General features: G+C 49.8%; 9 protein-coding genes. All 9 read right to left on the bottom strand.

Annotation, left to right across the window (positions count from 1 at the left end; genetic code table 11):
- Window positions 1-3 precede the first annotated feature (3 nt).
- Window positions 4-864 carry an SMP-30/gluconolactonase/LRE family protein gene (locus tag GO755_RS14305; protein WP_227686959.1) on the bottom strand — a complete coding sequence of 287 codons (861 nt, stop codon included), beginning with the start codon at window positions 862-864 and terminating at the stop codon, window positions 4-6.
- 2 nt (window positions 865-866) lie between these two features.
- Entirely contained in the window at window positions 867-2,123 is a 1,257-nt protein-coding gene (locus tag GO755_RS14300; RefSeq protein WP_157585860.1) for a spinster family MFS transporter, read from the bottom strand.
- Window positions 2,124-2,125: 2 nt separating this feature from the next.
- Window positions 2,126-4,984, bottom strand: a complete 2,859-nt coding sequence (locus GO755_RS14295) for a glycoside hydrolase family 2 protein (protein ID WP_157585859.1) — start codon at window positions 4,982-4,984, stop codon at window positions 2,126-2,128.
- Between the two features lie 13 nt (window positions 4,985-4,997).
- Window positions 4,998-5,786 carry an SDR family NAD(P)-dependent oxidoreductase gene (locus GO755_RS14290; RefSeq protein WP_157585858.1) on the bottom strand — a complete coding sequence of 263 codons (789 nt, stop codon included), beginning with the start codon at window positions 5,784-5,786 and terminating at the stop codon, window positions 4,998-5,000.
- 86 nt (window positions 5,787-5,872) lie between these two features.
- Window positions 5,873-7,066 (bottom strand): enolase C-terminal domain-like protein, encoded by a 1,194-nt coding sequence (locus GO755_RS14285; RefSeq protein ID WP_157585857.1) that lies wholly within the window; start codon window positions 7,064-7,066, stop codon window positions 5,873-5,875.
- A gap of 103 nt (window positions 7,067-7,169) precedes the next feature.
- Window positions 7,170-8,510: an endo-1,4-beta-xylanase gene (locus tag GO755_RS14280; protein WP_157585856.1), complete on the bottom strand. Its 1,341-nt coding sequence runs from the start codon at window positions 8,508-8,510 to the stop codon at window positions 7,170-7,172.
- Window positions 8,511-8,810: 300 nt separating this feature from the next.
- Window positions 8,811-10,187 carry an endo-1,4-beta-xylanase gene (locus GO755_RS14275; RefSeq protein ID WP_157585855.1) on the bottom strand — a complete coding sequence of 459 codons (1,377 nt, stop codon included), beginning with the start codon at window positions 10,185-10,187 and terminating at the stop codon, window positions 8,811-8,813.
- Complete coding sequence (locus GO755_RS14270; protein WP_157585854.1) at window positions 10,188-11,597, bottom strand: cellulase family glycosylhydrolase; 1,410 nt, start codon at window positions 11,595-11,597, stop codon at window positions 10,188-10,190.
- A gap of 113 nt (window positions 11,598-11,710) precedes the next feature.
- Entirely contained in the window at window positions 11,711-13,216 is a 1,506-nt protein-coding gene (locus tag GO755_RS14265; protein WP_157585853.1) for a RagB/SusD family nutrient uptake outer membrane protein, read from the bottom strand.
- Between the last annotated feature and the right edge of the window lie 14 nt (window positions 13,217-13,230).

Raw genomic sequence — 13,230 nt, 5'->3', positions numbered from 1 at the left:
TAATCAATTGAATAATGTAATTCCTTTTGTGTTTATCGCTACAGTTTGTAACTGCCCTTTCTCTGCTTCGGTAACGACCAGACCAAGTTTGCCCGTTGGATCGAAGGCGCAATTCGTTGGGTTCTGGCCAGCAGTGTTAATTTTTTGAATAACTTTTCCTTCGGGCGAAACGATGTGGATATAACCCGTTCCATAGACGGCTACATAGAGATTTCCATCTTCGCCAAACGCCATGCCATCGGGGCCGCCCGGTCCTTGTGGTCCTTCAACCATAGCCCATACTGTCGCGTCAGTCCACTCGCCTGTTGCCGCATTCCAGTTGCCTTTCCAGAGTCGATGTTTGTAGGTTTCGGCCAGCACCAGCGTTTTACCATTGGCACTGAATGCCAGACCATTCGGAAAGTATTTCTCGGTCGTAATTTTTTTGACAGAGCCATTGCGCATTCGGACAACCGCGTAACCCGTCGGTTCCTGACGAGATTCGCCGGGGCAGGTAAAGACCAGATTGCCTGCTGAATCGAATGCCAGATCGTTGGGCTTGTTAAGCGGTTCGCCGTCGATTTTATCCAGAATGGTTTCCGCTTTTTCGGATACTGGATCGAAGCGCCGGATGCTACGTTGTGCCGAATCGCAAAACCAGATTTTTCCCTGTTTGTCGATGGCAATGCCATTCGGCCCTCCACCAACAGGAAAGCGTTTTAGGTTTCCGTTTTTGTACTGAACCAAACTTTCGCCTTTTAGCTCAACTGCCCATAAACTTCCGTCAGCCGCAAAAGCAGGGCCTTCGGGAAAGCTCAGCCCGGTTATCAACGTAGTGGGTGTGTCTTCCGTTGAAATAGCTGGTTTTGATAACGTGTTCATCATAATTACTGGCTAACTTCTTTATCCCGGTCGAAAAACAGGAAGGCGCCCGCCCAGAGAAATAGACTTCCCAGCACGTACACGCCCGATAAGCTAGCCAGCCCAGCTGTCAGCCCTAGTGTTGGTTTTAAAACGCCCAGTAAGTAGGGTGCAAACGAGCCGATTAGAAAGGCGCAGGCCAGCATCAAGCCATAAGCCGAGGAGCGGATTTTAGGCGATACCACTTCGTAAAGCGAGGCTACGATGTTGGAATCGTACCATCCCCGGAAAATGCCAAACAGAAACAAGGCTATGTAGGTAAGCAGTTGCGTATTGCTCATGCTGATGCCGTAGATGAACGGCGCTCCCAGCAGCAACCCCAATGCCTGCACAACCAGGCGACTTCGGGGATTTGACTTAGCGTAATAATCCGAAATTCTGGCTCCTGATAGTACACCCAAAAACGCGCCGAGGTGGTGATAAAACAGGGACGAAAATCCGGCATCGGTCAAACTCATATTGAATTTATCGACCAGAAACGACGGCATCCAGGTTAAGTACCCAACGTTCACGAACACCATACAACCAAAGCCCAAGGTGAGCATGATCACGGTAGGTTTTCGGGCGACGGTACGAGCTGTTTTACCAATTTCGGCCCACATCTGTTGCTGGCTTTCGGCCGTCGATACAACAACATCTTTGGGGATTCGGGTAAAGAATACGAACGCCAGCACAACCCCCAGACTACCAAATAGATAAAACGCTTTTTGCCAGCCGTAGTGTTCGCCGATGTAGCCAGCAATAATGCCACTTAGAATAATGCCGAAATACACCGCCGTTTGGTGAATGGACAGCGCAAATGAGCGCTTTTCCTTGTAGGTTTCGCCTAACAGGGCATTCGCCGAGGGCGCGTAAAATGCTTCGCCACCACCCGTTGCCATGCCACGTAGCGCAATGAACTGGACTACGCTCGAACAAAAACCCGTCAGCAACGTAGCACACGACCAGAACAGCAGACAAAAACCGAGAATATTCCGGCGCGAAAATCGGTCGCCGATGAACCCGGCAATGGGAACCAATAACCCATAGGTCCAGACTAGCGCCGATGCAATCAGGCCAAGTTGGGCATCGGTCAGGCCAAGGTCTTTCCGAATGAGTGGTAGTACAACACTAAAAATCTGCCGGTCGGCCTGATTCAGGAAGAAAGCCAGCCAGAGTAATGCCAGCAACTCCCAGCGGAAGCCAGTCGTTTTTTTCGTGAGCGAAGGCGGTGAGTCAACCATGATTAAGGGAGTTTAGCGGTTGTAGGAACGGCATTCCAGGCACTGACTGTCAGGCTGGCTTTCGAACGGGTCGTCGGTTCGCGCCAGATCACATTGAGGTCGATCTCCTGCGTTTCGCCGGGGGCAATCCAGGTAAAATTGTCGGATGCCACTATGGCCCGTTTGGTGCCGATAATGTCCAGTTTGGCCATGAATGCGGGGACTTTGCCCGTATTGGTAACCTTCACCCGAAGCTGACTTTGGTCTGATCCGGTAGGTTTCTGACTCACCACCGAAGCAGTCAGCGACGTAGTGGTTTTAGCGACAGTCGGTTTCAGAAATGGACCTTTTTCCAGCGTCGGCCAGGGAATTGGGTTGCTGATATATTTCTGATAAAATTCCCCGTTTTCGAGCATCGACAAACTGCGTGGATAGTAGAATGACCGCGATAGAAGCTTGCCCGAAGCGTTCCGAAGTTCAGCAACAATGAGTATGTAGCGGTCGCGGTAGTCTGCCGGAATAACGTACTCGCCCAGATTTGCAGAACTCACCGAGGTACCACCCGCTATAGTTACGTTTTGCTCTTTCTTCCAGAGTTGTTTGAATGTATCGTCAAGAACCTGTACGGAAATTGTTGCGCCGGGTATTGCCTGTGGTAACGAATGCAGTACGTTGACGGGCAACTTAATCCGATCACCGGCTTTCCAGAGCAGACGCGGAATGTCAATGGCTACATGCGTAGGCTCGTAGGTACGTTTGAGGAAATAATAGGGCGCACCAGCGTTGCCAAACCAGTCCATCATCTGAATGGCAATGACGGGCCAGTGGCGTTTGAATACCCACGGCAGCAACCCCGTCGTAACCGGATAATTGCCCTGCATTTTTTCGGAGAACACCTGATAAAACTCACCCGCTCCAATCTGCGACGCTTCCGTCACGGCTTCGATAGTCGGATCGTTCATGTCGGCAATATGTGATGCCCGACTCAGCATGCGCGGTACGCGGCTGGGGCCGTATTCGGTAAAGTGGTGAATGAACTCTGGGTGGTCTTTGTAAAATTCCTTGTCCCACATGCGCCCCAGCCCAGTAAACTCTTTGTTATCAACAGTTTCGTAGAACATGTTGGCCTCAGGCATCGAGTGCATCCCTGTTTCCGATATCCAGGGTTCGTAGCGGTAGCCTACACCATACCAGGTCGGGTCCATGTCGGGGTAAGTATGAAGACTGCCGTCGTCGGGCGTGGTGCGGACGTATAATCGCGACTTATCGAAGATATCCAGATTGCGCTCCAAGATGCCCATCGTGGCCGCATTACCGTAGGAATACGGATTAAATTCGTTGCCTCCGCACCAAACCGCCAGCGATGGATGATTCCGCAACCGAACGATGGTCTGCACAACCTGCGCTTCCCAAATATCCTGCGGATACAGAGGGGTATCCTGATTACCAATTGGGAAATCCTGCCAAACCATGATGCCCAACTCGTTACAGATTTCGTAGAAGTGCTCGGTTTCGAGTAGGCCACCGCCCCAGATGCGGATCAATTGAACGCCCATTTTTTTAGCCGCTTCCAGTGTCCATCGATAGTGTTCTTTCGAGGTTTCGAGCAATACGTCCTGTGGGGTGAAGTTCATGCCTTTCACAAAAAAATTCCTCCCATTCACGACAAATTGCCAGTTTTCCCAGCGATCGGCAGTACGCGGCCCAGCCGACGCAATCCGCTCGATGGTACGTATGCCAAACGGAAACTGAATCTGGTCGACAACCTGATGATCTTTTTTGAGCACCACCCGAACCGTGTAGAGATTGGCTTCGCCCAGTCCATTCGGATGCCATAGCTTGGGATTCGTTACGGTTAACTCATCGTCAAACCAGGTACGCCCTTTAAAGGCTTTAAATGGTTTTTCCTGCGTAAAGGCAACTTTCCCGGCTTTATCGACCAGCTCGACTATTACGGATAAGTTGGCATTGGAAAGTGTAGTACCCGGTACTCGTCCATCGTAATGGTGCATCTGGGCATTTTTCCAGGGGTGGAGCTGATAACCGAGCGAAGTGGTATCGACCAGTACTTCACTTGCGAAATGGAGCGTTGCTTTTCCGTTCTGGATAGACCTCGTGGTCAGGTAAGGCCGTTCGAGGTGATAGGGTTGCACAATTTCGAGCCGAACATCCTGCCACATGCCCACGCTGAAAAACATTTCGCAACCTGAACTCCCCGAAATCACCCAGGGTTTGATAATCCGGCCACTGGCGCGTGGGTTGTAGCCTTTGCGCATCTCAATCATGTACTCTCCATTACTATTTCGGGGCAGACTTTCGTAATCAGTGGCTTTATTACCCCAATTGCCCGCCCGCACTTCCACCAGCAATTCGTTTTGTCCACTCGCTTTCAGCAGCTTACCAATTTCAACAGTTGGGCCACCGAACATACCTTCGTGCACGCCCACCAATGTACCGTTCAGCCAGACTTTCGAGAAGTAATCGATCCCATCGAAGCACAGGAAAACGTAACTGCCCGATTTCGCACTGGCGGGTGTCGAAAACGTTTTGCGGTAGTACCACGCTTTCTCGTCCATAAACTTATACTGGTCGGAGTTTTTGTGGTAATACGGATGTGGCAGTTTTCCAGCCTTGAAATACGACCAGTGTACCGAATTCGGAATGCTGGTCTGAAACGCATCTTTACGAGGAGCCTTCAGGTCGGTTATGGGCGCATCGGTATGCGACAGCTCCCAACCATCGCCCGACAAGGATATATGCTGCGCTCCCGTTCGAGGGGTAATGCGATAGGGCTGCCAGAGCTTTGGGGCAGTCGTATCGGACTGAGCCGAAACGAGATTCGACAGCAGTAGACTGAGAATGAAAAGAGTAAGGTTCTTCATCGTATGATTGAGATTAAGCGTCTCTGTAAGGTCCCAGTTTTCCATAGCCCCGCATCAGCAATAAGCCTCCGTCGATGGTGATGGTCGAACCGGTCATATAGCTGCCTGATGCAATTAAATCCACCAATACACCAGCGATTTCTTCAGGTTGCCCCAATCGCCCGGCGGGTATACCGTCATTCACTTCCTGAAGCAAAGCTGGGTTTTCCCAGACTCCCCGATTGATGTCGGTCTGCACAGCGCCAATGGCCAGGGTATTAACCCGGATGTTGTGCGGTCCCAACTCCATCGCCACCCCTTTCATGAGTGTTTCAAGCGCCCCTTTGGTGGCTCCGTAGAGTGTCAGGCCCAGCCCCGGTCGAATACCATTGACCGATGTAATAGTCCAGATGCTCCCCGCTACGTTGTGCTTCACCATGTTTCTGGCAACCGATTGTGTCAGGAACGTTGTGCTTTGGAAGTTGACGCTGTTGAATTGCTCAAAATCGGCTTCAGTTACATCCAGGAAGTGTTTTTTGTACGAAACGCCCGCATTATTGACCAGAATATCCAGCCCTCCCGCTAGTTCCCAGGCTTGCTCACCAAGCCGGATAGCCTGCACTGTTTCCTGCAAATCGGCTTGTAACAGATGCGCCGTACCACCTTTCCGTCGAATAGTGTCCGCAACGGTTTCGGCATCTTCCCGGTTTTCGTGGTAATGCACGACTACGTCGCAGCCTTCTTCGGCTAGCTGTAAGGCAATGGCTTTGCCGATTCCCTGTGACGCCCCAGTGACGAGGGCTTTTTTATTTTTCAGGCGCATTTCGTTTGTCTTTTTTTGACAGGATTTACAGGATAAACAGGATTTGCTTTCAGTTAGAAATCATGTCAATCATGTCGAAAGAAAAATTACATTCCACCAACCGTCGGAAACCAATCGGGTCGGTACGGGTCCTGGTGGAAACGGGCGTAGTAATCGCCTTTCTCTTCGTAATATTTTTCGTAATGCTTCATCTTGTCCTCATCCAACGACACGCCTAAGCCGGGCCCCGTCGGGACTTTGATACAGCCATTTTCATACTTCATCAGTCCGCCTTCAATGATGTCGTCGGTGAGGTAATGGTAGTGTGCATCGCCCGCGAAATTCATTTGGGGAATGGTCGACGCGGTGTGAATCATGGCCGCCAGTTCGATACCGAATTCAGCCCCGGAGTGCATGGCAACGCCCAGATTGAACGTATTACAAACCGCAGCCAGATCTTTCACTCCACGAGGTCCTTCCCAATAGTGAATATCAGTCAACACAATATCGACCGAGCCCATCCGAATGGCCGGAGCCAGATCATCGAATTTGGCCGGATACATGTTGGTAGCAATCGGAATACGTATTTGTTTCCGAACGGCCGCGTTGCCTTCCAATCCCCACGATGGATCTTCGAAATATTCGATGTTGAGGTCTTCCAGCCGACGCCCGATCTGCACTGCAGTCTGCACCGACCAAAGACCGTTCGGGTCGATGCGTAAGCCGAAATCGTCGCCGAGTTTCTCCCGGCAAAGCTCCAGCACCCGCGCTTCTTCTTTCGGTGTTTTCACACCCGCCTTCAATTTCATGGAATTGACACCCAGCGTTTCGTGCAGTTCGACGCAGAAATCGGCCATATCTTCGGCGGTTTCGTCGTGCTTCCCATCGCCCGGACGGTCGTAGCGCCAGAACAGGTAGGCGATAAAAGGTACTTTATCTCGAACTCGTCCTCCTAGCAAATCACTCAGAGGGCGATTTAGCACTTTGCCCTGAATATCGAGACAGGCCATTTCAATGGCTGCATAGAGTCGGGCGTTCGACATGTAATAAATGCTGCGAAGTACTTTCAGCTTGATTTTTTCGAGGTGAAACGGGTCTTCGCCAACAATACGGGGTTTGAGTTTTTGTAAGGCTCCCCGCTGATCGCCCCCACCTACTTCGCCCAACCCAACGATGCCTTCGTCGGTAATAACTTCTAGAATCGTGCGCAGAAAATAGCCGGGGTGTACGCCCGTGTTGTGGCGAAGTTGAGCATTGAGGGGAATAGCGACGCAGCGCGTACGGATGTCAATGATTTTCATAATTCAAAGAGTGAAAGAGCAAAAGAATGAAAGAGCGGTACGCCATTGCGATGAATGACCGGTGGTCCGGCATCCGGCAACAAGTGCTTTTCATTTTTCCAGTTTATAGTTCAAGTTGTACTGTACTGGGTTGACCTTTAGCCAGTTTAAATGTCTTTTCAATGGTTTTCTTGCCAACGGTCACTTTTAAGGTATAGTCGCCATAAAAGCCCCGGAAGCTGATTGGCTTGCCGTCAGTTATTGATGTGGTGAAGGCTGTTTTCCATTCTTTGTTAATCAGATCGTTCAGAATAGTAAAAGCCGGTTTGGGCGAAAAATCGCGATTGAGCAATCCTCCATTCCATTTGTCTTCACCGGCTACGGCCGTACCATCAACTGTGTTCCAGTAAATAATCGCTTCTATTGCCGGATGACTGAACCAGATTCGATAGAAGTTACGAGCCATTTTAGCCTGCTGTTGTAAACCCGTTTCGTTGTACGGCAGCGTCGGGAACGTAATTTCCGATACGTGCAGGGGCACACCGAATGCACCAAGCAAATCCATAGCCCGAAACAGCTCAGCAGGGCTGTGCGCCAGACCCTTCACGGTATTGTCGAACATGGGCTGTTCAAACAAATGGAACTGCATACCAATGCCGTCAATGCGGGCACCTTTCAGTTTCAGGTTTTCAATCAGCAGGTAATAGGGCGTAAACTCCCGGCGATATGCCTGCCACGAGCTGGGTGTATTTTCATTGATAAATAACCGTGTGCTTTTGGGGAAATACGCTTGTGCCGCTCGAAATGCCTTACTAGCGTAGTCTGATGGCATGGGCACTTTATAGCGTGAAATGAGCAGTTCGTTCGTTACATCCCAGGTTTTGATGGTTTCACCGTACCGTTGGCCCAGTTCCTGAATATGCCTGTCGATAATCGGTTGCATTTTCGATGTATCGGCCGGCATCCAATCAGGAATACCAAACATGGCTTCGTCCCAAACAAGTGTATGGCCGCGTGGCGTAATGCCATTTTCGCGACAAAAGTCGAGGGCGACATCGGTGGGCGGTCGGCGGTAAATGGGTTTACTATCAGCGGTGTAGCGCGGTTTCCCCTGCTCAGGTTCCAGCGTTTTCCAGTAAAAAGGAATCGTAGCCAGATTGAACATCGATTTAAAAAACGACTCGTATTTTTCGTTTTCCGGCGCCGTCGGAAACCCTTTCAGCATAAAGATGTTAGCCCCAAACTGAAACAGATGGCCAGTCTGTCGAACTTCGACGGTCGCTTTTCGAATCGGTTTACCCTGTTTATCAATTAGTGTCAGTGTAAAATCACCCTTTCGATGGGTTTCGATACCCTGCTGAATCCGGGCTTCAATGGCCGGGTCGTTCCACAACGAATCGTAGCGAGCCGATTGAGCCAGGCTTTGAACCGTAACGAACAGAAAAAACAAACTCAGACAACGCATAACGTAGAGGCTAATTAGTTCAGGAGTATTAAGCCGAATTATAGTATATAAACCGCAGAATTACAGAGTTTTAAAATAGTTCAAGTCGATTAAGCTCTGCGCTCTTTGTGCCTCTGTGGTTAATAAATTTACTTGGCTACTTAAATAGCTAAGCAGATTTAGATTAGATCATTTTGTGTGACCCCGACGGGGTCAAAGGTTTATAGAAAGTCATTAGTACTATAAATATTTGACCCCGTCGGGGTCACACAAAATGGTAATAACTCAGTTTAATACTGCGCGATTACTTACGTAATTTTTTCAATCCAGCACCACGATTTGCGTGCGGGCACCGCTTTTGGGAAACTGAACTTCTTTCTCGTATTTCTTTCCGTTCCGCTGGGTGACCAGCTTATACGTCCCATAAAATCCGCGATAACTGGCGGCATCACTTTTAGGCGTAACGGTCAGGTTGGTGCGCCACTCTTTGTTAATCAGCCGGTCTAGTACGTCGTAGGCAGGCTTTTTGGTGAAGTCGCGGTTCAACAGGCCACCTTTCCATTTATCTTCACCGGGAACGATGGTGCCGTCGGGTTTGATGGCAGCCGGTGCAGCTGTACCATCCAGCAGATTCCACCAGATGATGCCTTCTACTTTGGGATGACTAAACCACAGTTTATAATAATTTTCGGTCATGACGGCCTGATATTCAGGGCCTTTTTCTGATAAAGCAGATACTGTAATTTCAGTAATGTGAATCGGCAGGTTGAAATCTGAGTATAAGTCGAGCGTATTAAATAAGGTAGTGGGCGTCATGGCTTTACCCTTCAAAATCTGATCATATTCCGGCTCACTGAAGTTGTGAAACTGCATACCGATGGCGTTGATCTTGGCGTTACGTTGCCGCAAATTTTCGAGAAGCAGATAATCGGCACTGTATTCGCGTTTGTTGCTACGGCTCCAAATACCCGTAGTGAAATTGAGTGTAAACACATTACTGTTCGGGAACAACCGCTCGCTTTCCTTAAACGCCTTGAAGGCAAAATCTTTAGGCATCAGCACATCAGGGTGGCGGTCGGTTACTTCATTCACCACGTCCCAGATCTGAATATCATGCCCATATCGCTCACCGATTTCCTGGAGACGCTTGCTGATTTTCTGCTCCATGATTTTTTCGTCTTTGGGTAGCCAGGCCGGAATTGACCAGCGCGGGTTGTCCCACACGAGCGTATGACCTTTGGGTGTGATGTTATTTTTCCGGGCAAATTCCAGCACTACATCGGGTGCCGGGCGACGGTAACTATATGGGCTATCTTTCCCGAATCGCAGTTTGCCCGGCTCCGGCTCCAGTTCGGGCCAGTAAAACGGGATGGTCACGAAGTTGAACAACTTCGCAAAGTGTTCTTCATAGAGCGCATCTTCTTTCGGATTTTTAAACCCTTTGGTCATGAACCCATTAGCCCCGAAGTAGAAATCATGGCGCGTCTGTGTCAGTGATACGTCACCGGGCGATACCGGATTTCCTTCTTTGTCGGTAAACCGAATCGTAAAAGCGCCCATCCGGTTTTCGCGGATGCCATCGGCAATACGTTGCTGAACCGCCGGATCGCTCCATTGATTTTTATAGTCGTCGGAAAGCTGGGCTGACGCCTGAAGTGCCGACAACGCCAGTAGTGTAAAAAGAGGAAGTCGTTTCATTTAATCCGTATAGAGTTTAACAATGATGGAGCGGGTGAAATCGGGTAGTGCAATGCTTTTACCAGACACCTTGCCCGCTACGTGTTGGTTTTTCCAGGGATTGTAGCTGTCGATACGTTTGGCCGGGAATTGGCGTAAAGGCAACGTTACGTTTGTTACTATACGTGCTGGTTTGCCCTGCGCCAGTTCAGTTTGCCAATTGCTCTGCCCGTCCCGAATCCAGAGTATTGTTTGCGTTTTTCCGCGAAGGCCGTATAGTCTTAATCCGTTTGGTAGCGAGGTTGTGAAGGGGACAGCCTGCTGCTGAGCCGGATCGAAACCCTTAATCGCTTCAGCGAATCGGCCAAAATGCCACCACAGGTTGTTTTTTTCGACGTACGAGTCCCAGTGCCAGCAGTGTCCCGGTCCGGCAGCGCCAGTAAAAAATGGTGCGAATAGAATATCGTGGAGTAACGTACCCGATGTGTCGTTGGGATACAATTTCCAGGGGCCTGCATGGTTGGCTTCAACAGCACCAACTTCGGCCGCTAGCACGGGTTTGCTTGTTTGAAAATTCAGCAAATCCTGCGTGGCCTGGCTGGCTAATGTATCCATAGGTGCCTGACAGATTTTCCAGGAGGCTCCGTTGTCTATGTAGCGATGTACCTGAGCTACATCGTTGTCGGGCAGTGATGTTATTCGCTGGTAGATAGCTCGTTGCGACTCTTTATCATAACTCCCCAGGCTTTGCATCACCAGGTGATTTGGAAACAGGGATTTCACCTCTCCGAGCATAATTTTGGTCCATTCTTCCCAATTTTTGCCACTAACAGAATTCATTTCGTTCCAAAGTTCCCACCCGAAAATAGCGGGATGGTTCGCATAGCGCTCAGCTAGTTTTTTGGCTCGTTTCAGAAATAATTGCCGACCTGTTTCACTGTCCAGATACTGATTCATATCGGCTAGTGGACCACCATTTGCCGACGCATAAATGGGCCGATCGAAGGGCACTGAACCGGGAAACATAGCTGGATAACCGGTCAGTTTACGGAAATTTTCCAGACAAATTTTCAGGTGAATACCGTAGTGTTGAGCTAGTGTTAGCAGTTGGTCGAATCGTTTTAGTTTCTGTTCATCGTACTGCCCTGCCTGTTGGGTTTCAATTTCCCAGAAGGGAGCACTGAGCCAGATTCGCGCATAATTCCCGCCATTTTCCGACAACCGACGGAAGTACATATCCATTTTCGCCAGTCCTTCGGCTTCGTCGTCGATGAAGCGAGGCCAGCAGAGATTTAGGCCGATGGGAACATAGGTTTTCCCATCCGACGTAGCGAAATAATGCGGGTCGGTTTTGCTGACCTGCACGAAATTTTGCCCCTGCGAGGTTCCCGCCCAGACCAACATTGTCAGCCAAATAATCAGTCGCGTCATGAGTAAGCTTTGTGTTAAGTGAAGAATGAAGAGTGAAAAGTGAAGAATATGTAGTGTTTATACTAATTGGTTAATTCTATTCTACACTTTTCACTCTTCATTCTTCACTTACTTTAATACCCTGGATTTTGATCTTTATTGGGGTCCAGCGCCGTATTGTAGTTCAGTTCCGACGTTGGAATGGGCCAAAGCAAATGCTTGTCGGCTACGTCTTTACCAACTGCGGCTTTAATGACGGCCTTGAGTTTGTCGGGGCCCAACCGCTTTAGATCGTGCCAGCGCTTTGCTTCCAGCTGGGTTTCGTAGCCCCGTTCTTTCAACACCAGATCGTTAAAGGTACTGGCCGTAAAATCGCTTAGTTTGAAATCCACGCTGGAGACGGCCGTCGGACTAAATCCATAGGCACGTCGGTGTACCTGGTTGAGCGCATCCACAGCGTCGGCGGTTGGTCCGGTACCCGCCCGGCTAGCGGCCTCGGCATAGAGCAACAACACATCGGCGTAGCGATACATGGGAAAGTCGTTGCCGCATGCGTCCTGAAATGGTGCTAGCGGGTCAATAAATTTTTTACTAAGCGTAGTGGTCTTTCCAAGGCCGAGATCCCAGACGTACCAATTGCCTTTTCGCAAATCCTTGTCATCCCAGGCCGCGTAAACTGAATTCGTTAAATCCGAGCTGATGCCATAGAACCCGCCTGCGCCGACGAATTTGGTGGCTGGGTGGTTCGGGAACATGACAAAATACATTCCCTGCCCTGCCTGACGGGTGTACTTGAGGTAAAAAACCTCTTCGGTTGTTGTTACTACCGCCGGTCCGAAAATATTCTGCAAATCATCGGTTTTCGTAATGGGCACGAGCGAATACTTACCCGATTGGATTACCTCACTAGCCTTGTCGCGGGCGTCGGCATTTTTACCCTGATAGAAATACACATCCGCAAGAACCGTTTTCGCCGACCATTTCGACGGGTGACCCGACTGAGCTGGTTTATCGGGCAGGGTTGTTTCGGCGTTCTGGAGATCGGCTATAATTAACTGATAGACATCGTCGGTGGAACTCCGCTTCACATTGGGTTCGTTCAGGTTTGTTTCCGTACGCAAGGGCACTGCACCCCAGTTTTTGACGAGCGTAAAATAGGTAAGTGCCCGAAGGAAGCGAGCTTCCCCTACATATTTAGCAATGTCGGTAGCCGAAACGCTTTTGGCCTTAGGCGCATTCTGAATGACCAGATTTGCATTCCGAACGCTGAGGTATAGGACCGTCCACATGTTGCCCACCCGAACAATATTCGTACTATTTAGTCCCTGAAAGTCGCTCAGGATAGCGTAGCTGCTACCGGGCCGTCCGTAACAGTAATCAGTGTAGGCTTCCAATTGGGCCGCATATTCGCCCCCTATACCACTGGCCGAGTTACGCAGGCCGCTATAAACAGCAGCTACGGCGGCATCCAGTTCACTAGTCGTATTATAAAACGTTTCTACCGCAATTGATTTGGGCTGTTCTGTCAGTACATCCTTACAGGAAAAAAGTACCGAAATAATAAGCAACCCGGCTAGTCCTGGTCCAACGACGGACCGTCCTCTACCGTAGAGATGAAAAAAAGTAGTTAGGAAGTTCATTGCTCAGCAAGGCT

The organism is Spirosoma arboris, assembly GCF_009754945.1.
GTDB lineage: Bacteria > Bacteroidota > Bacteroidia > Cytophagales > Spirosomataceae > Spirosoma > Spirosoma arboris.
The sequence above is the reverse complement of the archived record's forward strand: the minus strand, read 5'-3'. Positions and strand labels throughout refer to the sequence as shown.

Coding starts and splice junctions, on each gene's coding strand:
- GO755_RS14265 (WP_157585853.1), bottom strand. CDS start 13,216: ATGAACTTCCTAACTACTTTTTTTCATCTCTACGGTAGAGGACGGTCC.
- GO755_RS14300 (WP_157585860.1), bottom strand. CDS start 2,123: ATGGTTGACTCACCGCCTTCGCTCACGAAAAAAACGACTGGCTTCCGC.
- GO755_RS14270 (WP_157585854.1), bottom strand. CDS start 11,597: ATGACGCGACTGATTATTTGGCTGACAATGTTGGTCTGGGCGGGAACC.
- GO755_RS14290 (WP_157585858.1), bottom strand. CDS start 5,786: ATGCGCCTGAAAAATAAAAAAGCCCTCGTCACTGGGGCGTCACAGGGA.
- GO755_RS14305 (WP_227686959.1), bottom strand. CDS start 864: ATGATGAACACGTTATCAAAACCAGCTATTTCAACGGAAGACACACCC.
- GO755_RS14280 (WP_157585856.1), bottom strand. CDS start 8,510: ATGCGTTGTCTGAGTTTGTTTTTTCTGTTCGTTACGGTTCAAAGCCTG.
- GO755_RS14285 (WP_157585857.1), bottom strand. CDS start 7,066: ATGAAAATCATTGACATCCGTACGCGCTGCGTCGCTATTCCCCTCAAT.
- GO755_RS14275 (WP_157585855.1), bottom strand. CDS start 10,187: ATGAAACGACTTCCTCTTTTTACACTACTGGCGTTGTCGGCACTTCAG.
- GO755_RS14295 (WP_157585859.1), bottom strand. CDS start 4,984: ATGAAGAACCTTACTCTTTTCATTCTCAGTCTACTGCTGTCGAATCTC.